This window comes from Mesorhizobium sp. WSM4904, from assembly GCF_029674545.1.
In the GTDB taxonomy this organism is placed as follows: Bacteria; Pseudomonadota; Alphaproteobacteria; order Rhizobiales; family Rhizobiaceae; genus Mesorhizobium.
Genome location: NZ_CP121354.1, coordinates 6,218,385 through 6,240,430, shown reverse-complemented (window position 1 = coordinate 6,240,430; position 22,046 = coordinate 6,218,385). Strand labels below are relative to the sequence as shown.

At 60.3% G+C, this 22,046-nt stretch carries 16 protein-coding genes and 1 pseudogene; 11 read left to right on the top strand and 6 right to left on the bottom strand.

The genetic code is table 11. From position 1 onward, the window contains the following. Positions 1 to 35: 35 nt before the first annotated feature. The 6 genes from QAZ47_RS30220 (at position 36) to QAZ47_RS30195 (ending at position 6,394) form a co-directional block, all read left to right on the top strand. Complete coding sequence (locus QAZ47_RS30220) at positions 36 to 1,037, top strand: sugar ABC transporter substrate-binding protein (protein ID WP_278204589.1); 1,002 nt, start codon at positions 36 to 38, stop codon at positions 1,035 to 1,037. Between the two features lie 68 nt (positions 1,038 to 1,105). Beyond that, complete coding sequence (locus QAZ47_RS30215) at positions 1,106 to 2,632, top strand: sugar ABC transporter ATP-binding protein (RefSeq protein ID WP_278231819.1); 1,527 nt, start codon at positions 1,106 to 1,108, stop codon at positions 2,630 to 2,632. Beyond that, positions 2,629 to 3,660 carry an ABC transporter permease gene (locus QAZ47_RS30210; protein ID WP_278231818.1) on the top strand — a complete coding sequence of 344 codons (1,032 nt, stop codon included), beginning with the start codon at positions 2,629 to 2,631 and terminating at the stop codon, positions 3,658 to 3,660. The genes QAZ47_RS30215 and QAZ47_RS30210 overlap by 4 nt, the downstream gene beginning before the upstream one ends. Beyond that, a complete protein-coding gene (locus tag QAZ47_RS30205; RefSeq protein WP_278231817.1) occupies positions 3,657 to 4,643 on the top strand; it encodes an ABC transporter permease in 987 nt (328 codons plus the stop codon). Before QAZ47_RS30210 ends, QAZ47_RS30205 begins: the two co-directional genes overlap by 4 nt. Before the next feature lie 21 nt (positions 4,644 to 4,664). Further along, a complete protein-coding gene (locus QAZ47_RS30200) occupies positions 4,665 to 5,630 on the top strand; it encodes a sugar kinase (RefSeq protein ID WP_278231816.1) in 966 nt (321 codons plus the stop codon). Next, on the top strand, positions 5,627 to 6,394 hold the full coding sequence (locus QAZ47_RS30195) for an SDR family NAD(P)-dependent oxidoreductase (RefSeq protein ID WP_278231815.1): 768 nt from the start codon (positions 5,627 to 5,629) through the stop codon (positions 6,392 to 6,394). Before QAZ47_RS30200 ends, QAZ47_RS30195 begins: the two co-directional genes overlap by 4 nt. 1,466 nt (positions 6,395 to 7,860) lie before the next feature. On the opposite strand, the gene QAZ47_RS30190 is transcribed toward QAZ47_RS30195, so the two are convergent. The 5 genes from QAZ47_RS30190 to dctP form a co-directional block, all read right to left on the bottom strand. After that, positions 7,861 to 8,169, bottom strand: a complete 309-nt coding sequence (locus tag QAZ47_RS30190; RefSeq protein WP_278231814.1) for a hypothetical protein — start codon at positions 8,167 to 8,169, stop codon at positions 7,861 to 7,863. A gap of 1,109 nt (positions 8,170 to 9,278) precedes the next feature. Further along, complete coding sequence (locus QAZ47_RS30185; protein ID WP_278231813.1) at positions 9,279 to 10,481, bottom strand: cation:proton antiporter; 1,203 nt, start codon at positions 10,479 to 10,481, stop codon at positions 9,279 to 9,281. Positions 10,482 to 11,351: 870 nt separating this feature from the next. After that, on the bottom strand, positions 11,352 to 12,665 hold the full coding sequence (locus tag QAZ47_RS30180) for a TRAP transporter large permease subunit (RefSeq protein ID WP_278204581.1): 1,314 nt from the start codon (positions 12,663 to 12,665) through the stop codon (positions 11,352 to 11,354). Positions 12,666 to 12,725: 60 nt separating this feature from the next. Beyond that, entirely contained in the window at positions 12,726 to 13,829 is a 1,104-nt protein-coding gene (locus QAZ47_RS30175; RefSeq protein ID WP_278204580.1) for a TRAP transporter small permease subunit, read from the bottom strand. 58 nt (positions 13,830 to 13,887) lie between these two features. After that, a complete protein-coding gene (dctP, locus tag QAZ47_RS30170) occupies positions 13,888 to 15,006 on the bottom strand; it encodes a TRAP transporter substrate-binding protein DctP (RefSeq protein ID WP_278204578.1) in 1,119 nt (372 codons plus the stop codon). A gap of 416 nt (positions 15,007 to 15,422) precedes the next feature. Between dctP and QAZ47_RS30165 the strand changes: the two are divergent. After that, positions 15,423 to 15,722 (top strand): annotated as a pseudogene (locus tag QAZ47_RS30165) (zinc-binding dehydrogenase); the annotation flags it as partial. Between the two features lie 488 nt (positions 15,723 to 16,210). On the opposite strand, the gene QAZ47_RS30160 reads toward QAZ47_RS30165, so the two are convergent. Further along, on the bottom strand, positions 16,211 to 17,437 hold the full coding sequence (locus tag QAZ47_RS30160) for an ROK family transcriptional regulator (protein ID WP_278204577.1): 1,227 nt from the start codon (positions 17,435 to 17,437) through the stop codon (positions 16,211 to 16,213). 285 nt (positions 17,438 to 17,722) lie between these two features. Between QAZ47_RS30160 and QAZ47_RS30155 the strand changes: the two genes are divergently transcribed. The 4 genes from QAZ47_RS30155 to QAZ47_RS30140 all read left to right on the top strand — a co-directional run bounded on the left by QAZ47_RS30155 (position 17,723) and on the right by QAZ47_RS30140 (position 21,951). Further along, positions 17,723 to 18,160: an RbsD/FucU domain-containing protein gene (locus tag QAZ47_RS30155; protein ID WP_278204576.1), complete on the top strand. Its 438-nt coding sequence runs from the start codon at positions 17,723 to 17,725 to the stop codon at positions 18,158 to 18,160. Positions 18,161 to 18,246: 86 nt separating this feature from the next. Then, the gene (locus QAZ47_RS30150) at positions 18,247 to 19,239 is read left to right on the top strand and encodes a substrate-binding domain-containing protein (RefSeq protein WP_278204575.1); all 993 of its coding nucleotides are present in this window, start codon (positions 18,247 to 18,249) and stop codon (positions 19,237 to 19,239) included. A gap of 130 nt (positions 19,240 to 19,369) precedes the next feature. Further along, positions 19,370 to 20,896, top strand: a complete 1,527-nt coding sequence (locus QAZ47_RS30145) for a sugar ABC transporter ATP-binding protein (RefSeq protein WP_278204574.1) — start codon at positions 19,370 to 19,372, stop codon at positions 20,894 to 20,896. A gap of 23 nt (positions 20,897 to 20,919) precedes the next feature. After that, entirely contained in the window at positions 20,920 to 21,951 is a 1,032-nt protein-coding gene (locus tag QAZ47_RS30140) for an ABC transporter permease (protein WP_278231812.1), read from the top strand. The last annotated feature ends 95 nt before the right edge of the window (positions 21,952 to 22,046 follow it).

Genomic DNA, 22,046 nt, shown 5'->3' with positions numbered 1-22,046 from the left:
ACGGCCCGGAGCGATCAACAAGGGAGGAAATCGAAATGACCAGATCCATGAAAGGCCTCGTCAAGGCGCTTGCTTTGGGGTTAGCGGCGGCTTGCAGCTTGGCGGCGATCTCCGGCGCGACGGCCGAGGAACTGTCGCTCAAGGGCAAGCGCGTAGGCGTCTCTGCGATTGGCACGGATCACTATTGGGACCTGATGGCGTTCCGCGGCATTCAGGACCGCGTTAAGGAGCTCGGCGGCGAAGTCATCGCGCTCGACGCCGGGCGCAAGGACCAGCAGCAGATCGCGCAGCTGCAGACGCTGATCGCGCAGAAGCCGGACGCCATCATCGAGCAACTCGGCAATCTCGAAGTGCTGAACCCGTGGCTGCAGAAGATTCGCGACGCCGGCATCCCGTTGTTCACGGTCGATACGGCTACGCCGCACGCCATCAACAACACCACGTCCAACAACTACAATATCGGCGCCGAGATCGCCCTGCAGATGGTCGCCGACATGGGCGGCAAGGGCAATGTGCTGGTCTTCAACGGCTTCTACAGCGTACCGGTCTGCAAGATCCGCTACGACCAGCTGAAATATGTGCTGACCTCGTTCCCGGATGTGAAGATCGTCGAGCCCGAGCTGCGCGACGTCATCCCGAACACGGTGCAGAGCGCCTATTCGAACGTCACCGACATGCTGACCAAGTCCCCTGAGAAGGGCTCTATCGGCGCGGTATGGGCCTGCTGGGACGTGCCCCAGATCGGCGCCACGCAGGCGGTCGAGGCAGCGGGCCGCAACGAGGTCAAGACCTACGGCATCGACGGCAGCCCGGAAGTCGTCAAGATGGTGATGGACCCGAAATCGTCGGCCGGCGCCGTTGCCGCGCAGCAGCCCTACGAGATCGGCAAGACTTCGGTCGACAACGTCGCCAAATACCTGGCTGGCCAAAAAGTGCCGCCCTTTACCTTCGTTCCGGCGGTGCTGATCAACAAGGAAAACGCTGCCGAAAAAGGAAAGCCGTTTCTCGACGCCGCCGAAAAAGCCGGCGTTAAATAGGACGGAACGAAACGGCGGGCAGCCATGCCTATTTGGCTGCCCGTCACACCCAACCAGGATAGACGGCCATGCAAACAGCAAAGCGTGACATTGCTGTATCGATGACGGACATATCGAAGCGGTTCGGTCCGGTGCGCGCCTTGGAGAACGCGAACCTCGAGATCGCCCGGGGCTCGATCCTCGGCCTTGTCGGCCAGAACGGCGCTGGCAAGTCGACCATCATCAAGGTGCTGGCCGGCATCATCAAGCCGGACAGCGGCTCGATCGTCATCAATGGCGAGACCGTCAGCGCGTTGACGCCGGCATCGGTTGAAAAGCTCGGCGTGCATTTCATCCACCAGGATAGGCTGCTGGTGCCGACCGCGACCGTCGGTGAGGCTGTCTTCCTCGGCCACGAGATCGGCCTCGGCCCGTTCGTCAGCCGCCGCGCCATGGAGCGCAGGGCCGCAGACCTGCTGAAGCGCTTCTTCGGCATGGAGTTGCCGGCTGGAACGCTGGTGAAAGACCTGACCACGGCGCAGCAGAAGGTCGTCCAGATCACCCGCGCGCTGGCGCAAAAGGCATCGGTGCTGGTGCTCGACGAGCCGACGGCGGCACTGGTCAAGCGTGAGGTCGACAGCCTGTTCGACGTGTTGCGCCGGCTGCGCGACGACGGCATCGCCGTGGTCTTCATCTCCCACTACATGCAGGAGATCGAGAAGCTCTGCGACCGCGTCACCGTGATGCGCAACGGCACCGACGTCGGCACGGTCGATCCGCGCCAGACGCCGATCGACGAGATCATTGCGATGATGATCGCCCGCGATGTCGGCGAGATGTTTCCGAAGCGCTCGGTCGAGCTTGGCGCGCCGGTGCTGGAGGTTTCCAATCTGCGGCTTGGCGGCAGCTTCGAGAACATCGGCTTCAACGTCCGCGCTGGCGAGATCGTCGGCCTCACCGGCCTGCTTGGCTCCGGCGCCAAGGAAATCGTGCAGTGCCTGTTCGGGCTCAAGACCGCCGATGGCGGCCAGGTCAAGGTCGAGGGCAGGGAGCTGTCGCTGTCGACGCCAGTCAAGGCGGTGCGCGACGGCATCGCCATGCTGCCGGAAGACCGCCGCGCCCATGGCGTGGCGCTTGGCCTTTCCGTGCGCGAGAACATCTCCTTGGCCAGCCTGCGCCGCTATTCGCGAAGCGGCATGGTCAGTCGTGGCGCTGAGAACCAGGCGGTGGACGGCCTGATCAAGGAACTGTCGATCAAGACGCCGCATCGCGACGCGCTGGTGCGCGAGCTCTCCGGCGGCAACCAGCAGAAGGTGGCGATCGCCAAATGGCTGAGCTGCCAGTCGCGCGTCTATGTATTGGACGAGCCGACCGTTGCCGTCGATGTCGGCGCCAAGGTCGAGATCTACAATCTCCTCAATCGCCTGGCGGGCGAAGGCGCGGCGATCCTGCTTCTGTCCTCCGATCTGCTCGAACTGGTCGGCGTTTGCGACCGCGTGCTGGTCGTCTATCGCGGCAGGCTTGCCGGCAGTTTCTCCGGCCCTGCGATGAACAGCGACGCGCTGCTGGCCGCTTCGTCCGGCGCCCGCTCGAACACCGATGGAGTGGCCGCATGAGCGCGACTGTCCTCCACACCGAAGTCGCCGTTTCCGACGAAAAGCAGGCAGCCGCCAAGAGCGCCGGCCGCCGCTTTGGCGCCTTGGTCGTGAGGCTTGGCGCGATCGCCGCCTTCGCCGCGATCATGGCCTATTTCGTGATCTTCGCGCCGGGCTTCACCTCGACTTTCAACCTGATCAACGTCGTCGAGCAGTCGGCGATCCTCGGCGTGCTCGCCTATGGCATGACGGCCGTCATCATCGGCGGCGGCTCCGATGTCACCGAAGGCGGCATCGACCTTTCGATCGCCGCCAATATGGGGTTGTGCGCGGCGGTCTACGCCACGCTTCTGTCGATGGGCTATGGCGACTTCCTCTCGGTGCTCGCGGCGATCGCCGTCGGCATGGCGGTCGGCGCGCTGAACGCCCTCGCCGTGGTTGGCTTCGGCATCCTGCCGCTGCTCGCAACGCTTGCCGTGCTCAATGTGGCGGCCGGCATGGAACTCACGCTCACCCAGAACACGGTCGTCGGCGCATCCTCCCCGCTGCTCGGCGTGCTGGTGTCGGGCAGCTTCCTCGGCATCTCGGCGCTTGCCTGGGCGCTGATCGTCTTCTCCGCGATCATGATCGTGGTTGTTCACGGCACATCGTTCGGGCTGAGGCTCTACGCGGTTGGCGGCCATCCCGAGGCGGCGCGCGCGGCAGGCATCAGCGTGCCGTTCTACGTCTCCTTCACCTATGTTCTCAGCGGCTTCTGCGCGGCCGTGGCGGCGATCCTCACCGTATCGCGCCTGTCGGCCAGCACGCCCGGCTCCGGCGAGCTGCTTCTGTCGGTGCTGGCCGCGGCGCTGCTCGGCACCGTCTTTTCCCGGCGCTTCGTGCCGACCATGGGCGGCACGCTGCTCAGCGTGCTGTTCATCGGCCTTCTGGCCAACGGCTTCCAACTGCTCAACGTCTCCAGCTACTGGGTCAACGGCGTGCAGGGCGCGCTGATCCTGCTGGTGGTAGCGATCACATCCTTTGCCCGCGGTTCGGAGGGTTCGCGATGAACGTCTCGGCCAACGACAACTCGGCTAAGGTGAGTGTGCGCGGCTTCCTCGCCAAATACAGCGTGCTCATCGCCTTCGCGGCCATCGTCGTCTTCTTTTCGGTGGCGAGCCCGACCTTCCTGACGCCGGCCAACCTCTTCAACGTGCTGGTCAACAACGTCGTCATGCTGGCGATCGTGGCGCTCGGCCTCACAATCGTCATCTCGTCCGGCGGCATCGATCTCTCGGTCGGCGTCTCGGTCGACATGGCAAGCATGATCTTCGTCATGCTTCTGGCCGCCGGCTACAGCGGCGTGGTCGGCGTCGCCGGCGGACTTGGCGCCGCTTTGATCGTCGGCATCCTCAACACGATCCTGATCACCAGGCTCAACATCAGCCCGTTCCTGGCAACGCTCGGCGTGCTCTTCATCGGCCAGAGCACGCAGCAGCTTGCCACCAGCGGCGGCCAGCCGATCTACCTCACAAGCGGTTATGCGGCAGACCAGTTCAACGCCATCGCCCGCACTACTCTGTTCGGGATACCGACACCGGTGATCGTGCTGATCGTCCTGGCGGTCGCGGTCCATCTCCTGCTGCATCGCTCGGTCTTCGGCCGCTATGTCCAGGCCATGGGCGCGCAGCCGGGTGTGGCCTGGTATTCCGGCATCCGCGTGCCGCGCGAATTGTCGATGGTGCATGTGCTGTGCGCGCTGCTCGCCGGCGTGACCGGCATTCTCTTGTCGGCAACGGTGAAATCCTATGTGCCGCTGTCGGGCAATGCCTTTCTGCTCGACGCGATCGGCGCCACCTTCATCGGCACGACGCTGAGCCGCGAGCGCAAGCCCTCGGTCATCGGCACGCTGCTCGGCGTGTTGCTGCTCGCTATCGTCAAGAACGGGCTGCTGCTGGTGGGCTGGAATTTCTACTGGCAGCAGGTCGGCATCGGCGTGCTCGTCTTCCTGGTGCTCGCCGCGAGCTTTGGTCTGCGCCGCGCCGCCCATTGAGTTCGAAAGGTTAAGTCAGCCATGCCCCAATTCGACGTCAGCTCGATCGGCTTCTACGTCCTTGACATACTCGGACGTCCAGTCTCGCGCATCCCCGAAGGAGGCCGGGCCGACTATATCGAGGAGATCCGCATGACCATCGCCGGCACGGCGGGCGCGACCGGCATGGACTGCGCCATCCTCGGCCTGAAGACCCGCGCCGTCACCACCCTCGGCACCGACGATATGGGCGATTGGTTCCTCGCCAAGTTGAAGAAATACGGTCTGGAGACGAGCCTTGTCCGCCGCGACGGCAGCGTCCAGACCTCGTCCACCATCTTGCCGGTGCGGCCGAACGGCGAGCGGCCCGCATTGCATGTGCCGGGTACCGCCACCTTGTTCGACGTTCTTGAGGCCGATCTCGACGCGGCGCTCGACGCGACCGTCGTCCATGTAGGCGGCACCGGACTGCTGAAGCGTTTTGATGGTGAGCCGACGGTCAGGCTCTTGAAGCGCGCCAAGGAGCTTGGCCGTGTCACCACTTTCGATCTGATCCAGGCGACGCCGGAGACCTGGAAACTGGTCGAGCCGTGCCTTCCTTACATCGACTATTTCGTGCCCAGCATCGACGAAGCCGGCGAGATGGCGCATGACCGCGATCCGGCCCGCGTCGCCGCCTTCTTCAAGGCGAGAGGCGTGAAGAATTGCATCCTGACGCTCGGTGCCGGCGGCGTCTATGTCTCGCCCGAACATGGCGAGGATTTCAATCTGCCAGCCTTCGAGGTCGACGTGTTCGACACCACGGGCTGCGGCGATTCCTTCACCGCCGGCATCATCGTCGGCATCGTCAAGGGCTGGGACCTGAAGCAGTCCGCACGCTTTGCCAGCGCCGTCGCCGCCAAGGTGGCGATGGGGCTGGGCTCCGACGGCAAGCTCGTTTCATTCGACGACACGATCGCGGCGATGAACTCGCTTCGGGTCAAGACATCAAAGGTGGAAGCAGCATGACCATTCTCCCCGAAGCCAAGGGCAAGACGGCTCTCGTCACCGGCGCCAGCCGCGGCATCGGCAGGGCGCTCGCCAAAGGGCTCGCCGAAGCTGGCTTCGACGTCGCAATCACCGATCTGCCCTCACAGGCGGCCGAGCTCGATGTGACCAAGGGCGAGATCGAGGCGGCTGGCCGCAAGGCCTATGTCTATACGATGGATGTCAGCAAGAAGGAGGACATCGAGGCGACCGCGCAGGCGCTGCTCAAGGCTGCCGGCAGCATCGATGTGCTGGTCAACAATGCGGGCATCCTGAAACCCAGCCTGCTGCAGGATCTCGACGAGGCCAATTGGGATGCGCATTTCGACATCAACGCCAAGGGCGTGCTTATGATGTGCCAGGCGGTGCTACCGCATATGCGCGCCAGGAAGTCGGGCAGGGTGATCAACATCGCCTCGATCGCCGGCCGGCAGGGCGTGCCGACGCAGGGCCACTACGCCGCGACCAAGGCGGTGGTGATCACGCTGACCCGCGTGCTGGCGCAAGAGGTCGGCATGGACGGCGTCACCGTCAACGCCATCTGCCCCGGCATCATCCTGACCGAAATGGGCAAGAACAATCTGGGCAGCGAAGCGGCGATCCGCCATTGGGAGGAGGTCGCGGCGCTGAAGCGCCTCGGCGCGCCAGAAGACATCGTCGGACCGGTGCTGTTCTTCGCCTCGGATCTCTCGGCCTTCGTCACCGGCCAGGCGCTCAACGTCGACGGCGGCATCTACTACCACTGACCACTCGCTGGGTGGCCTGCGCGATCGCTAAGCCCACTTCTTGGCGCAGAGCCGCCGTTTGCCCCATGGAATGCTTGAGTCGGATTCGGTTCAGAACGGCTGGTTCAGCGGAACGCTTGAGGAAGTGTCGAGGGCATTCAAAGAGGAGAGGGATCGTCTTAACGCAGGGTTGAATTGCGCATGGAACAGCTTCAAGTCACTCTTCATATTGGTCATTTGGTTCGCCGACCATACGAGATTATACGAAGGATATGGGTTGGCTAACCATCCTGTAAGCCATTGATTTTCTTTGGCAGTCTCACACCCTCCGGGCCCACCATTATCGTTATTTATCAATGGTAGGGTGGTTCGCCACGAGGTTCGCCAATAGGTTCGCCAAGCATCGGCTTGCGCGTCACCAGACGCACGACTCGATCCATCCCCTGCACCGCCAGCCGAACCTGCAAGGTTTCTCATCACCTCGACGAGGTGCTTGCCGTAGGGGATGAGTTGACGATTCTCAAAGACGGGCAATTCGTCGGCACGTATCGCACGAGCGAGATCGCGTCGGGTGAAATTCATCGTCGCAGGGTGGGGCGCGAGCTTGCGAAGTTAGGGACACCTAGCGGCGGGCTGGTGGAGAGGATAGCGGCATCGTGTGCAAAAGGAAGAGGTCAACCCAGACGGTTATGCCCTACCGCGCTTCGAAAGCGCTCGCAGTAGGGCAGTTTCGTCGGTGGTGCCGTTATCGAAAAGTTGGAACAGTTCCTTAGCCAGGTATTCCCGCTGCTCCCGGTCTTTCTTGGCTAGGCGACGCTCATCGCACAAGCGGTCAAACACCCGCTGGAGCATATCCAAATCAGCAGGGCAGTAGACACCACTGCAACGCGACACTGACATGGCCGCCGCCCTCAGCGCGGCTTATGCAGACTATCTCAAACGGGTTCGGACGCGAAGAAAATTGTCCCATTTTGGAGCGAATGCACAGCTTGATGAGTTACGGTGAGCGGTCAGTCCCTTAGGGTGTAGCCGCATCTAATCGCAGGAAGCCCGTCGCCAACGCTCATTAGCCGCGACGGGCTTTTCTCTTGGGACAAATTGGTTCTTGAGGGACAACCGAGCTGCGAAGCTACAATTAGGATAGCAACGTCACGGCCGAGGAGAAGAGGGTCGACCGCCAGGGCAAAGAAGCGACCGGCCCTCTTGCCGAGGACGCTCGCAGCAGCGCCCAGAGACGGGGTGTGGGGACAGACACCAGGCGGCCGCGAGCCTGAAAGTCACGCTATCACATTAGCAGGCGCTTGGATAACAGAATCGATGCTGCGGTGCGGCCTTTGGCCAAAAGGTAAGGCCGATTAGGGAGCCGACCGGCCTTCAGTTCGCAGGGGCCATAGAGGTGGCTAGAGTTTAGGGGACGAGCCGACCCGCTGAGATTTTCATCAAGCCTGACATCCGTCCTGATGGCAACGGAAAATCGCACTTGGCCGCTACTCGTGATCGTCATCCAATTTCGCGGTAATCTTCCGCCATATTGATCCGTATTCCTTGACGCCGTGCTCGGGATCGTGGGCGGTGTACCAGTTCAATAGCTTGGCATACTCACGCTTCCATTCCAGGGTGTTCGCAGTGTCATTCTCGTCTTCCGTGCAGTGGACCGTTTTGTAGAACTCCAACACCTTGCGATAATATGCGGTCGCTCGCTTGTGCTGCCGGTCCTTCTTCCATGCGGCCCGTACTCCCCAAATCAGCCATGCGAAGAGGCCAAGGATGATCCATGGGGAGAGGTCGTGCAACAATCGTTCCATCCCGGGTCGCTGACGGAAATCCGTTGAAGCAGCTGGTCATCTGGCGCGACGAATAGATGAGCAGCGGGCGGCCCGGCACTCCGGCGGGGGTAGGCTTGGCAGGGCCGGGCCTGACCGGCGAGCTCGGAAGCGAAACAGGGCGCCGGCTGACGAGGAAATATACGCCCCTGCCGAAATACTCGGCACGCATCCATAAGGACGAGGCTGGAAGTAGGCCAACGCAGCTTCCGTGCTAGATCACAGGCACCGCTATCCCAGTGTCTCATCTCGGGACGGAAGCTTTGGCACCCGTCTTGCGTAGAACAAATTGCCGGAAACAGCGGAATTGGACACTTGCGTTTGATCGTACAGCCTGGGCGAAAGCCAGGGTCACCGAAGTGCCTGTACTCAGAGCCACTGCAGATTGATGATTTGCAGACCGGTGAGAATGGTGAGATCACCATCTCGATAATTGCAGATGACATCTACTCGAAGAACTCCACGCAACGCTATCAGATCAGCTTGACCGACGCCGAGCTCAGCTTGCTCGTCGCCAACGCCAGACTGCGCCGGCGAGCATGACGGCGCCGATCGCGCCCGATGTGTATCCAACAAAAGTCAAAGGTCCTCGGCTCGCTCCAAAGAGCATCCATACCTTGCAGGCCTCAGCGCCTCAGCGCGCTTTATGAACAGGAGGACTGGGCTTCGACGCTTCGGCTAAGTAGACCACAATCGCAGACCAATGGTGGCGCGATGATGTTCGCCGCCCCACGCTGCATCCCTCGGAGGTATACGTGCTGAAATTGTCAGAGACCGCCTCAGGGCGGGTCCAGAAACCAAACCAAAACGCCAATGGTCACCAGCACCGCTGCCGCGGGAATTGACAATTAGCGACCGAGGGGCCTCCGCGAAAGCTCGCTCAGTTTCGCCTCGCCGATGATTCCAGCCTGGTAGTAGGCGATTATCCGCGAGGCCCTCTTCTCCCGAGTCTCGCGATAGATTAGCCTCGATTAAAAACTGTCGCGAGCAGTGCTAATTCAATTCTGCCGGTGTGAATACGTTTCTTCCAAGGGACATGGTGGCCCCATCTGCCACACTTTTCGCAAGCAAAACAGACTGATTTAAGCCTCACTGTCGCGCTTACCCCCGGTAAGTCTCATCCGCCCTATCAGCCAAGGCATAGTCAGTCCTTGGACAAAAATTGAGAACGCTACGACCGCAAAGGCCGTCACGATGATCGCGCTGCGCTCGGCTATATTCTCGGGAAGGGCAAGCGCCAGCCCAAGAGCGAGTGAACCCCGCAGTCCTCCCCAGACGAGAATGTGCTGATGTTTGAGATCAACCTTCAGTGGGCTCCCATTTAGCAGGGCACAGAGTGGATAGATGGCCAGCATGCGACCGAGCAGCACGAGCACGACGGCAACCGCCGAACTTGCCGCGAAAAATGCAAGCGGCTGGTGCGCTTCATGGCCGCCGATCAGGATGAACACGACCGAGTTGGCAAGGAAGGCCGCATATTCCCAAAAAGCGAGCACATGGCTGCGCGCATTGGCCGATATTGCGCCCTTCCAACCCACATTCCCGACCATCAAACCGGCGGTGAGCGTTGCGAGAACGCCAGACGTGCCGAACTTCTCCGCAATCAAAAACGACCCGTATGCGGCAATCGTCGTAAGCGTGATCTCGACAAGGTGATCCTCGGTCCGCCCCGCAACGAGTAGAAGCACGGCCGCCACAGTGGAACCGACGGCAACGCCTCCTGCGACCATCCATGCAAATGACGACGCTATCGCCAATGGCGTAGCACTGGCGCCGGAAGCGACCACCAACATGATTGCGAAGCTGACGGCTGCCGCGCCATCGTTGAGCAGGCTTTCGGATTCGACCAATAGTCCGAGGCGGGGTTGGACCCGTATTTCCCTGAAGGCAGCCAGTACCGACACCGGATCGGTGGCGGCAATGAGCACGCCGAAGAGGCCTGCTCCGATCCAGCTCCAGTCGAGTAGAAGACGCATTCCAGCAGCTACCGCTGCAGCAGCAATCACGACACCGGGAAAGGCGAGCAGCACCGTCACCGGCAGGTTCACTCTAAAGTGACGCCACTCGATTTCGAGGGCAGCCTGAAAGATCAGCGGCGGCAGGAACACAGTAAAAACCAGGTCCGGGCTGAGAGGCAGTTTGGCTACGCCAGGCAAAAAACTGAGCGCGATACCGGCAGCAACCAGCCCCACGCTGTAGGGAAGCCGCAATCGCCTGCAGGTCATGGCAACCAGCGAAGCCGTAAGTAGGATCATTCCCAATGTCGGGATAGACAGCTCGTCCATTGCGCCTCCAGGTCGTCGGCGCGCTGTAAGCGCTCGCCGGCTAAATGAGCGTGCCTCAGATAAAGGCAACAATAGAGATGCCTCTCCATCTCCTCACAGGCTGCTGAAGGGGCGCAAGCTCCGCATGGACTCGTGATCCACGGAACTCCCTCTTTCGTGCTCAGGCCACTCCCGTCCAGGATGCTAGCGAGTTCGCTTAATTGTGCAACGCTCGGCCTGTCTCAATTGAAAGCATGCCAGCGACGCTGCGATATAGCGGCGGGGATGCCATATGACGCTCGGTCGCAGAATACTTAGTACGCGCTGCTCTTGGCCTCGATGGAATCGCGAAGTGCCTTGACGTCGCCCAGCGCAACCGGATCGGCCTTGTTCCCCAGGCGTTTCGAACGTACGTCGTCACCGCAGTTTGTGCTTCCGGCGCTTTTGTTGTTCGGCCTAGTTTTCTGGCTGCAAAGGCGGCGAAAGGGGGCTGGCTTGCCGGCTGTCGCCACTCCCTGAGGTGTTGCCAATCAGCCTCTGGCCGTCATCAGTCTTACTTGTTCCTTTCAGGGTGTCGCGACTGGCAAGGCGTCCCCGTCGGAATTGCAGGGCGCTGATCCCGAATAGAGTCCCAAGAACGACCCACAAAAACGTGCTGAAATGGAGTGGACTGGTAAGCCAGTCCAGGAAAGGCACTGCGTCGCCCGGGACGGCGTGGGCGAGATAGCGTAGAGTGGTCAAGAACAATACACCCCCATTTGCAGCCAGGATTGTTTCAAGAAGCGATCTCATGACAGCGCGCAAAGGAAGGCAAAAAAGTCACGCCGTTTAAGCGAAAAGCTATCAAATTCGATTGATCCGCAGCGTCGGATGACGAAAACCGCAATGTGGTCAGTTGCCTCCGTACATGACCTTCGGCAGCCAAACGACGATCGAGGGGAACACGATGCACAATCCTACTCCGATCGCCTGCAGGCACAAGAAGGGGACCGCGGATCGGAAGATAGTCGCCATCGATATCTCCGGTGGCGCAACACTCTTCAGGTAAAACAGCGAATAGCCGAACGGCGGGCTCAGGAACGCCATCTGCATGTTGACCATGAAAATGACGCCATACCAAAGCGGCACATCTTCAGGAGCCACGCCGGCTAACCCGAACGTGCCGCCGAATTCGAGCGACTTAAGGATAGGCAGAAATATCGGTACGGTGAGAAGCAGGATGCCCACCCAGTCCAGAAACATGCCGAGGACGAACAGGATGATCATCATCAGAACAAGAACGCCGTAAGGCGCCAAGCCTGTGCCGAGTATGGACTCGGCGACGAAGTTCTGCCCACCCTTCAGGATGAAGAAGCCGACGAACATGGTGGCGCCGAAGAATATCCACATGACCATCGCCGTTGCCTTGAGCGTCGCGACGCCGGCTTGCCGGATCGTGTCCCAGGTCAGGCGCCGATGCGCGGCACAGACGATGAAGGCACCGAACGTGCCGATGCCTGCAGCTTCGACCGGCGTGGCAATGCCCATGAAAATGACACCGAGCACAAGCAGGATCAGCAATATCGGCATGAACGTGCGGCGCAAAAGCTTGAGTTTTGCGGCGAATGCGATGCGTTCGTTTGGTGGCAACGCTGGGCCGAGCTTGGGATTGATGTAGCAGCGCGCCGTCACGTAAGCGACGTACATCCCGGACAGCAGTAGCCCGGGAAACACCGACCCGATCAAAAGCTCGCCCAGCGACTGCTGCGCGACGACGGCATAGACGATCGCCATGACGGAAGGGGGTATGAGGATGCCGAGTGTCCCGCCTGCAAGAAGCGAGCCGCAGGCGAGCTTGGCGTCGTAGTCGCGGCGCAGCATAGCGGGGAGCGCGATCATCCCCATCGTCACTTCGGTCGCCCCGACCACGCCAACCATGGCGGCCAGCAGCGTGCAAGAGACCACCGTGGCCGAGGCGAGTCCCCCCTTCAGCCCGCCCAGCCATTTGTAGACGACGTCGAACAATTCCTCGATGATGCCCGCCTTCTCGAGAATCGCGGCCATGAAGATGAAAAGCGGTACCGCCGAGAGCTGATAATCCGTCATGAATGGGAAGACTCGAGACGGCAGCATGTTCAGCATGGCCGAATTGCCGAACAGAAAGAGGAAAAGCACGGCAAGGCTGCCGGTGCAAAAGGCCATCGGCAATCCGAGCAGCAAAAGCACGCCCAGACCACCGAACATCAATATGCTAAGCCAAAGGATCGGAAGCTCGAGACCCATCGCTCAGCCGGTCCTTCCGAATGCAGTGGCGATATCTCGCATCAGCCGCGACAGACCCTGAAGCAACAGGAGGGCCGCCCCAATAGGGATTGCGAGCTTTACCGGCCAGTATTGAATGCCCCATTCGGTGAACGAGCGTTCGCCAACCGCCACTGCGTCACTGGCAAAACGCCAACCTGTGACGAGCATGGTCCCCGTGAACAGGAAGAAGAAGGCCGAGGTGATGATGTCGCAGATAGCCCGACCGCGTTCGGAGAGGTGGCTGTAGAGGATGTCTACCCGAACATGGGTTTCGTCGCGATAAGCATAGGCTCCTGCCAGCATGTACTGGATGCCAAACATGAGAAACATGCTCTCATGCACCCAGTTCGTCGGTGAATTGAAAACGTAACGGGCCACGACCTCGTAATAATAGGCGATGACCGCGAGGACCGACCAGTAGGCGACCAACTCACCCGTCACCTTGACCAGCCGGTCGACGGGCCTAAAAATCGGGAGCGGGGCTTTGACCGGCGTGGCAGGCACATCGGTCACCAGCGGATGGGTGTCGGTTGGGGCCGGTTGAAACTCACGTTCGCGGGCGCGGCGAACCAAGCCCGGCATGAGAAAGATGTCGCCCACGAGAACGAGGCCGAGGAGAGTTCCGGCAATTCGGGCAAGGGCGTTCGAGCGGGCGAGTCCAGCAATGGCAGCAGCGTCATTGCCGTGAGCCGTCACCGCATCCGCCTCGGCCTTCGCAAGGCGACCGGCGGCACCGCTCTTTCCGGATGTGACATCGGCCCTGGTTTGCGTCAGGACCCTCTCGGCATGCTCCGCTTGGGATCGAGCCAGAGACAATGCTTCGCGGCCATCCCGCACCTGGGCACTGGTCCAGAGAACAGCGACGAAGAACGGGATGAACAAGAACCCCCAGCGGCTCTTCAGGTAGAAACGGTGCATGCCGAGAAAACCGGCAGTGACCAGGAAGAAATAGGCGAGGAACAGGTTGGCTCGGCCGGCATCGCGTCGAGCCCGCTCGCGAAACACGAAGAAGACCGCGGCAAGTGGAAAAAGCACGAGGCTCGACCAGTAGAGCCAGTGCGGCAGCACAAATGTGAGTGAGGGCATCGGCGACCGTCTCTTGAAGGAGAGTGCGCCCGCCCGACCGGGACGGGCGCGGAGAGCCTCAGAGGTTGATCGACAACCCTTGATACATGTCAGGCGTTACGTAACCGACGGTTGGATTCTCCATAACCTCAAGCTGCAGCTTGAATATGCGCGCCGCGTCCTTGTCCTTGTTGGCCCACTCGAACCAGATCGGCACCGCGATTTCCTGGAACTTCTGGAGGTCCTCCGGACCAAGCCGATTGATCTCGATGCCTGCGTCGGTGAATTTGTGCCAGGTCTCCATGTCGGCCTTCTGGATGGCCCCGAAATGGATGTTCGAATAGACCTGGATCTCGTCTTCTACGAATTTCTTGAGATTGTCTGGGAGTTGGTTCCAGACATTCATGTTGACGGCGAAATCCATCAGGTCGACGGGCTGATACACCGACATCAGTCCAGGCGGCCCCATGGAAATGTATTTGGTCACCTGCTGGAAGCCGAGCGCCCAGTTTACCGCCGGGCCTGTGTAGTCGGCCGCATCGATCGTGCCTTTCTCCAGCGCGGAGAAGACTTCGCCGCCAGGCAACAGCGTCGTCTTGGCGCCGGCTTTCGCGAATGTCTCGGCGATCATGCCGCCCGGTACGCGCAGTTTCAGGTCCCTGAAATCTTCGATCGAGCGGATCGGTGTCTTGGAGTGGATGATGTTCGGTCCATGGTGGATGCGGTTGACGTAGTAAAGGCCTTGTTTCGCATAGAGGTCGCGCGCAGCCTGCAGACCACCTTTTGAATAGAAAAAGATGTCCCATTCATGCGGATAGCGTAGCCCCATCGTGTACGAGGACAGGAACGCTGCAGCGGGAAGCTTGCCGGCCCAGTAAAGTGAAAACGAGTTCATCGCTTCCAGGACACCGTTCTTCACTCCGTCAAGGAGTTCGAAATCACCAACGATGTCCTTTGCCTTGAACGGCTGAAATTCCAGTTGGCCTCCGGTCTTTTCCTTGATGGTCCCGCACCAGTTCTGGAAAGTTTCAAGCCCTACACCCGCTGGCCACGAGGTTTGAATTTTCCAGGTGACTGTGTCAGCGGCTCCGGCTCTTCGAACCCAGGGAGCCGTAACCGCCGTCGCCGTCAGGCCAGCAACAAGTCCACTCGTCTTCAGAAATCTTCGCCTTGATTGAGAACGTTCATCCTCGGCCATTGTCTTCCTCCCTATTCGGCAAGCGGACAAACGATAGACCCGTCGCCGGTCTCAAAGACTTAAAACCAATGACACAACCCTTTTGAGGATCAGAGCATTACCAGCGCCACGAACGAGAGAGAAAGAAAGGGCGCGGCATGCAAAATAACACAGCGCGGCGCAAACATTTTCAATCACTGCGCGCCCGACCCATAATATGCTCGCGCGATTTCAATAAATCCAGCCTTTTTAGCAGGTTATCGGCTAGCCAACGCGGTGTTCCTTCGGCTTATCGACGTTTGAGGGATCTACCGGAGACCCTCTCGGTTACCCATCATGATGCTGACGAGAGGCGCTATATCCATATCGTGGACGCTGCTCTCATCATGGCGGCTGACAGCATCGCATTAGACAGCAATCAACATCCAGTTCGTTGCGTCGATCTGGTGTTCGACGTCATCGGTGGCGATGTTCAGATACGGTCCGCAGCGCTGATCCGGGCCGGAGGAACGCTTGTGACCGTCGTCGGGCCTACCCAAGTTAGGCCAGCAGACGGCTTGACAATCGACTTCGTCGTGGAGGCGGATCGCGCTCAATTATCCGAGATAATTCAGCGAGTTCGGGACGGGCGGCTGCGCACGAACATTGGCAAGGTCTCGAGCCTGGATGATGCTATCGCCACGTTCAATTCGACCGAGAGGCGGGCGGGGAAGACCGTCGTTCGCGTCGGTCCGTGAGGACTCGTCGAGAATGAGGATATTGGCGCCACTTGCACCTGCCGTATCTTCCTGACGGATTGGCCTCTACGCGCACTCGTTGGAAGGGTCACTTCGTTAGAGAGCGTGCTAATGCGTCACAGATGCCAATCAAAAGCGCTTTATCGTCTGGCAGAACGGCAGTTTCTTACGATCAGATGCCAATAACAGACAGGCCGGTCTCGGCTCCATTTCAGACATTGGGTCCGAACGACTCCGCGGCCCCAATTGCGCCTCCGTCCGCGCGGGTAAGAGGCGTGAATTAGCCCGCCTTTAAGAGTAAGTGCTTGTTTTTATTGCAGGCCGTTACCGGTCGCTCGCAATCAAGGCTGGCCGATCCGAGTAAAGCCGAGGCCTGTGTGACTTCATATCGAAGTGCGGTAACGAGGCTCGCCACTATGCATCAATCACTGCACGACCGCTAGCGCCGTCGAACAGGCGGCGATACGCGTAGGCGTGTCCGACTGCAATTAGCGTTCGCTGTATGAGCTAGCGATTTCGGCAAATTGGGGCGATCGGCCGACAGGCACTCCATTTCCAATTTGATCCAGTTCAGGAAGCAGGAAAATGCTGTCTCTGAGCGTGCCGGCGGCGCCGATTGCAACGGTGTCAGCTTCGATGCCGGCGATCTCGATGGGGGGCAGCGCCAAGCCGTGCAGTAAATTGGCTCGCAGAATCGCATCGACCCTCCTCTGGATCCTTGGGAACAACACAGCCAATGGGCCGCCGAGGACGATGCGTGCCGGGTTTAGAATGTGGATGAGATTGAGCAGTCCGATTGAAATCACGTCGGCCCATGTATCGAGTTTTGTTTCCAGGACGCTGCCGTGATCCCGAACAGCCGCCAAATCCGCCAGGCCCTCGGCGATCGACTGGCCGTCGGGAAGAAGCGGCAGGAAAGGGCCGTAGCCTCCAAGCAGTCCCAGGGTTTGGGATTTGGCATCTTCTGGTCTGACGGAAAGAACCATATGACCGATTTCGCCGGCAAAACCACTGGCGCCCTCGGCAACCCGACCGTTCCGGATGATCGCCGCGCCAATCCCCTCCGAGAGCAACACCACGAGCATGTCCTCCGGCTCGTGGGTGTCTAGCGCGCCGATGGCTGCAGAAAGCGCGACGGCGTCGTTGCACACCCGGATCGGCCATGGTGCCCCAAGTGAGGAGGCGACCAATTGTCCAAGATCGACGTCCTCCCACTCCAGCAGTCTCGCCGAAACCACGACCCCGTCTCGGCCCACGATACCGGGAACGGAGACGCCCACGCCTCGAACTCGCTTGGTATCGACACCAGCACCAACAACAAGGCGGCGCGCGAGATCGGCGATCGCCTGCGCAACGGTTTCCGGGTCCCTGAAATTCTTGCTGTTGGGAATGGTGATCTTGTTGAGCGCAGCCCCGGTGAAGTCGACGAGCACGCCGGCCAGCCAGGTGCTTGATACGTCGATACCCACGAAGAAAGCTCCCTTGGGATTTAGCGCTACGCGTATTCCCGGCCTGCCGACCTTGCCCGCCTCCTGAGGCTCGGTCAGTTCCATGGCCAGATCCGCCTCGAGCAGCACGGCAATGACGTTCCCGGCAGTCGCCCGGGTCAGGCCAAGCTCGCGGGCAATGTCGGCGCGCGAAAGCGGCGAGGCCCTTCGCAACAGGCGCAGGCACCGCGTCTCATTGACGTGGCGGATGAGGTTGGTGGTTTTCAAATTTCCTGCTCGTCCGTTTCGATCGTCATTTCGTATCGTGGCGCGTCTGCCCTGTTAACGTCACGCGGCCGTGTGCGTCCAGAGTGATTGGACGTCGCTGGCTGCATCGCGCTTGCAACGCAGGAATTGCCATTGACGGCCACCAAAGCCAATTAGTATAGGATCAATGCAAATACAAGATGCCCGAGTTCTTCGGATATTTTTTGCATCTCCTGTCAAATCGCTGAGCGTCGGAACGCTCGCGCACCCATTGAGTAAAAACGCAAATCTGAAAGGACGCCTGTCATGCTGAAAGGTATCGATCCAATCCTGTCGCCCGATCTTCTCCATGCTTTGCGGTCCATGGGCCATGGTCATGAGATCGCAATCGTGGATGCCAACTATCCGTGCGATGACGATGCCCATATCATCCGCCTCGACGGTGTGCTGGGCACCCGGATCCTCGAAGCGGTGCTTTCGGTAATGCCACTCGAAAGCCGCGATTCCGAAGCAGCCTGCCGCATGATCGTCGAGGGCAACCCCGAAACGGAGCTGCCCATTTTCGGCGAATTCCTGGATATTGTCGCAAGGCATTCCGACCGGCCGCTGTCGCTGGCGCCGATTACCCCCGACGAATTCAAGCAGCGCGCCAAGAGCGGCTTCGCAATCATTCTCAGCGGCGATCGGCGGCTCTACGGAAACATCCTTCTGAAAAAGGGCGTTGTCGCACCGCCGGTTGACTAATGCAGGAGGGGAGGCTTGCATTCTCTTTTTTTGCGTAATATGTATAGAACATAAACAAATTGCCGGAGGTCGTGGGAGGAGAGCATTTGTCCGCGATCCGTGCACAAACCAAGGAGGAGAAAATGCGCACAAACACCTTCGCGACAACGCTGGCGGTTCTTGGAATGCTGCTGACGCCGGCTCTGTCGTGGGCCGGCGACAAACCCCTGACGATCATGCTTTCCAGCCCTGATCTGGCCTTTCCATTTTCGGTCCACATCATGAAAGAGATGCAGGACGAGGCAGCAAAGCTCGGCAATATCAACGTTGTGGTGAGCGATGGTCAGCGCAATTCCAGCAAACAGAGCGCTGATATCGAGGCGGCGATCGCCAAGGGTGTCGACGGAATCGTGATCAGCCCCAACGACTCCGCGGCGCTTGCGCCGGCAATCCAGGAGGCGATCGATGCCAAGATACCGGTCGTCACCGTCGATCGCTCGATCGACAGCGTCAAAGGAATCCTGGCTCATGTCGGTGCCGACAATGTGAAGGGTGGTGAGGTGCAGGGCCAACTCGTCATCAAACTGTTTCCCGACGGCGCCAGGGTGATGAACCTGCAGGGGCAGCCTGGCACCAGCGCCGCGATCGATCGCAACAAGGGCCTGCACAACGCGCTCGATCCCCTCGCGGCCAAATACAAGTTCGTGTTCGAGGACACGGCTGGATTTGACCGCGCCAAGGGTCTTTCCATGACCGAGTCCGCGCTGGCATCCATGGCGACACCGCCCGACGCCATCGCCGCGGCAAACGACGATATGGCGCTCGGAGCCCTTGAGGCGCTGAAGGCTCGCGACCTGACCGACAAGGTGAAATTGATCGGCTTCGACGCCCTGCCGGAATCTCTCGGCAAGGTACGCGATGGCAGCATGACCGGAACCATCGAGCAAATGCCGGGAAAGCAAGGCAGGCAGGCTGTCGATATTCTCGTGGCCTTTGTGCGCGACGGCAAGGCGCCGGAACACAAGATCACGCTGCTCACACCGATCGCGGTCACACAGGACAACCTGAACGCCGGCGAACGCTTGGGAGAGCTGAAGTAACACTCCGTCGCGCGCGACCACTAGCCTCCCAAGGCGATCGCCTGCGGGGGATGAGGCCCAAGCTCGACCTCACCCTCGCTGGCGCAAGCAATGCGCCTTTCCCGACTGCTGAATTCGTTTGGATCTCACAATGCGCCAGCCGCTTTTGCAGATGAATGGGATCACCAAGTCGTTTGGCGGCATCTCCGCGCTGAGAGCGGTGGATTTGCGCGTCGGCGCAGGCGAGGTTCACGCCTTGCTGGGCGAAAATGGTGCCGGCAAATCGACCCTGCTGAAGATCCTGTCGGGTGCTCAGGCGCCGGACGCCGGCGAGATAGATTTTCTGGGCGCGAAGGCAACGTTCAACTCACCCCAGGATGCGCAACGCAGCGGCATAGCGACAATCTACCAGGAGCTGACGCTCGTTCCTGGAATGTCGATTGCGGAGAACATCTTCCTTGGCCGTGAACCTGGCCGGGCAAACTTCGTGGATTGGGGACGCTTGGTCAATGAGGCGCGAGGCCTGATGTCGAAGGTTGGTCTCGAGAAGAACCCACGCATACTGGCTCGCGATCTGTCCGTGGCCGAACAGCAATTGGTCGAGATCGCGCGCGCCCTGTCGATGAAATCGAAACTCATCATCATGGATGAGCCGACAGCGGCGCTGTCACATGCTGAGGTGAACCGGCTCTTCGAAATTGTCAGCGGGTTTCGGGATGAGGGCCTCAGCGTCATCTTCGTCACGCACCGCCTGGAAGAGGTCATGCGCGTGTGCGATCGCTTCACCATCCTGCGCGATGGCGCCTTCGTCTGCGAAGGAGACGTCGCCGATACCTCCATCGACGCCATCATCCGTCACATGGTCGGCCGCGAAATCACCGCGATGCAACGGCGCCCGGCGCCGGCCGCGACCGAGGCGGTCGTTCTTCGAGTCGAGAATCTGTCGCGGCGCAGGGGCCTCGAAGGGCTGAACGCCATGGCCTTGCATGACATCTGTTTCGAGGTTCGACGCGGCGAAATCCTAGGCATTGCCGGGCTGGTTGGCTCCGGCCGCACGGAGACAGCGCGTGCGATCTTTGGTGCCGACCCGTTCGATTCGGGGGAGATATTAGTTGATGGCGTGTCGTTGCGGCCGACATCGCCGCAAGACGCCATTCGAAAAGGCATCGGCCTGGTGCCGGAAGACAGGAAGCAGCAAGCCCTGTTCCTGTCGCAGTCGATCCGCGCGAACCTGACGGTCACCGCGCAGGACCGGGTTTCCCGGCTGGGTGTCTTCATCGATTCAAGTGCCGAGGACACCCTGATCGCGGAATACCGAAAAATGCTTCGCATCCGGATGCTGGGGCCGGAGCAGATCGTCTCCGACCTCTCGGGTGGCAACCAACAGAAGATTGTCCTGGCACGTTGGCTCGCTCTGGGTCCCAAGGTGCTCATCGTCGACGAGCCGACCCGCGGGATCGATGTCGGGGCCAAAGCCGAAGTCCACAATCTGCTGTTTCAAATGGCAAGCACTGGGATCGCCATCGTCGTGATCTCTTCGGAGCTGCCCGAGGTGCTGGCCATCAGCGACCGCATCATCACAATGCGCGAGGGCCGCGTCACCGGCGAGGTGCAAGCGGATGCCGCCAATCCAGAAATGCTGATGGCCCTGATGACCGTGGATGCGGTCGCGGCATGAGAGATCAACCAGGGGAGAATGACATGGCGCAAGTGGCAGCGGAGGCACCGGTCGCGAAGCGGCAGCAAATTCGGCCGTTTAACGTGGTGGCGCGCTTCGCGCCAGTGCTGTTCCTCGTGGTTCTCATGATCGGCTTCTCGATCCTCGAGCCGCGCTTTCTCACGCCGCTGAACCTTTTCAACGTGCTGCGCCAGGTCTCGATCTACGGACTGCTGGCGATAGGAATGACCTTCGTCATCCTCACTGCCGGAATAGACCTTTCGATAGGCTCGATCCTAGCCTTGGCAGGGCTTGTCGCGGCGGTGGTGGCAAAGGGCGGCCTCGACAACCGTTTCAGTGTTGGCGATGGATCGGCCGCAATGGGTTTCGGTTGGGAGGTCGCAGCGCTGGCAGCGATAGGCGTAGGCGTCGCGGCAGGATTTGTTCAGGGGCTGGCTATCACCCGGTTCAAGGTGCCGCCTTTCGTTGTGACGCTGGGCGGCATGTCGGCCTTTCGCGGTGCGGCCTTGCTCTTTTCCGGCGGCGGGCCGGTCAGCGGCTTCGACGACGCCTTTGTCTGGTGGGGTCAAGGTAAGCTGGGATCAGTCCCGGTTCCGGTTCTGATCTTTGTCCTGTTCGCCGTCATCGCGCACATAGCGTTGAGCTACACGCGCTACGGCCGGCAGATCTATGCAGTCGGCGGAAACCCCGAAGCTGCGCGCCTCGCCGGCCTCAACGTCCAGAAGATTATCCTCAGTGTCTATGTCATCACCGGCTTCTTCGCTGGTCTCGGTGCTTTCGTCCTGGCGGCAAGACTGAATTCGGCTGAGGCCGTGGCCGGTACTGGTTTTGAATTGACTGTCATTGCCTCGGTTGTGATCGGTGGGACCAGCCTCTTTGGGGGCACCGGGACAATATTCGGCACGGTCATCGGCACCGTTCTGATCGGTGTCCTGCTCAACGGCCTCGTTCTCCTGGATGTCTCGGCTTACGTCCAGCAGATCATCATCGGGATGATCATCGTTTTGGCGGTCGCGTTCGACACCTTCGTGAAATCACGACGCCGGATCTTGTGAGGCGATCGCGGAGAGTCGTCACAACTCGTAGCGTTTTGCCACCTTACCAAAGCAGCATCAGACAACCAGGAGCCGGGAAGCGGCGCACATTGGAG

Coding starts and splice junctions, on each gene's coding strand:
- QAZ47_RS30155 (WP_278204576.1), top strand. CDS start 17,723: ATGCTGAAAGGTATCGATCCAATCCTGTCGCCCGATCTTCTCCATGCT.
- QAZ47_RS30140 (WP_278231812.1), top strand. CDS start 20,920: ATGGCGCAAGTGGCAGCGGAGGCACCGGTCGCGAAGCGGCAGCAAATT.
- QAZ47_RS30200 (WP_278231816.1), top strand. CDS start 4,665: ATGCCCCAATTCGACGTCAGCTCGATCGGCTTCTACGTCCTTGACATA.
- QAZ47_RS30195 (WP_278231815.1), top strand. CDS start 5,627: ATGACCATTCTCCCCGAAGCCAAGGGCAAGACGGCTCTCGTCACCGGC.
- QAZ47_RS30185 (WP_278231813.1), bottom strand. CDS start 10,481: ATGGACGAGCTGTCTATCCCGACATTGGGAATGATCCTACTTACGGCT.
- QAZ47_RS30215 (WP_278231819.1), top strand. CDS start 1,106: ATGCAAACAGCAAAGCGTGACATTGCTGTATCGATGACGGACATATCG.
- dctP (WP_278204578.1), bottom strand. CDS start 15,006: ATGGCCGAGGATGAACGTTCTCAATCAAGGCGAAGATTTCTGAAGACG.
- QAZ47_RS30205 (WP_278231817.1), top strand. CDS start 3,657: ATGAACGTCTCGGCCAACGACAACTCGGCTAAGGTGAGTGTGCGCGGC.
- QAZ47_RS30145 (WP_278204574.1), top strand. CDS start 19,370: ATGCGCCAGCCGCTTTTGCAGATGAATGGGATCACCAAGTCGTTTGGC.
- QAZ47_RS30220 (WP_278204589.1), top strand. CDS start 36: ATGACCAGATCCATGAAAGGCCTCGTCAAGGCGCTTGCTTTGGGGTTA.
- QAZ47_RS30175 (WP_278204580.1), bottom strand. CDS start 13,829: ATGCCCTCACTCACATTTGTGCTGCCGCACTGGCTCTACTGGTCGAGC.
- QAZ47_RS30210 (WP_278231818.1), top strand. CDS start 2,629: ATGAGCGCGACTGTCCTCCACACCGAAGTCGCCGTTTCCGACGAAAAG.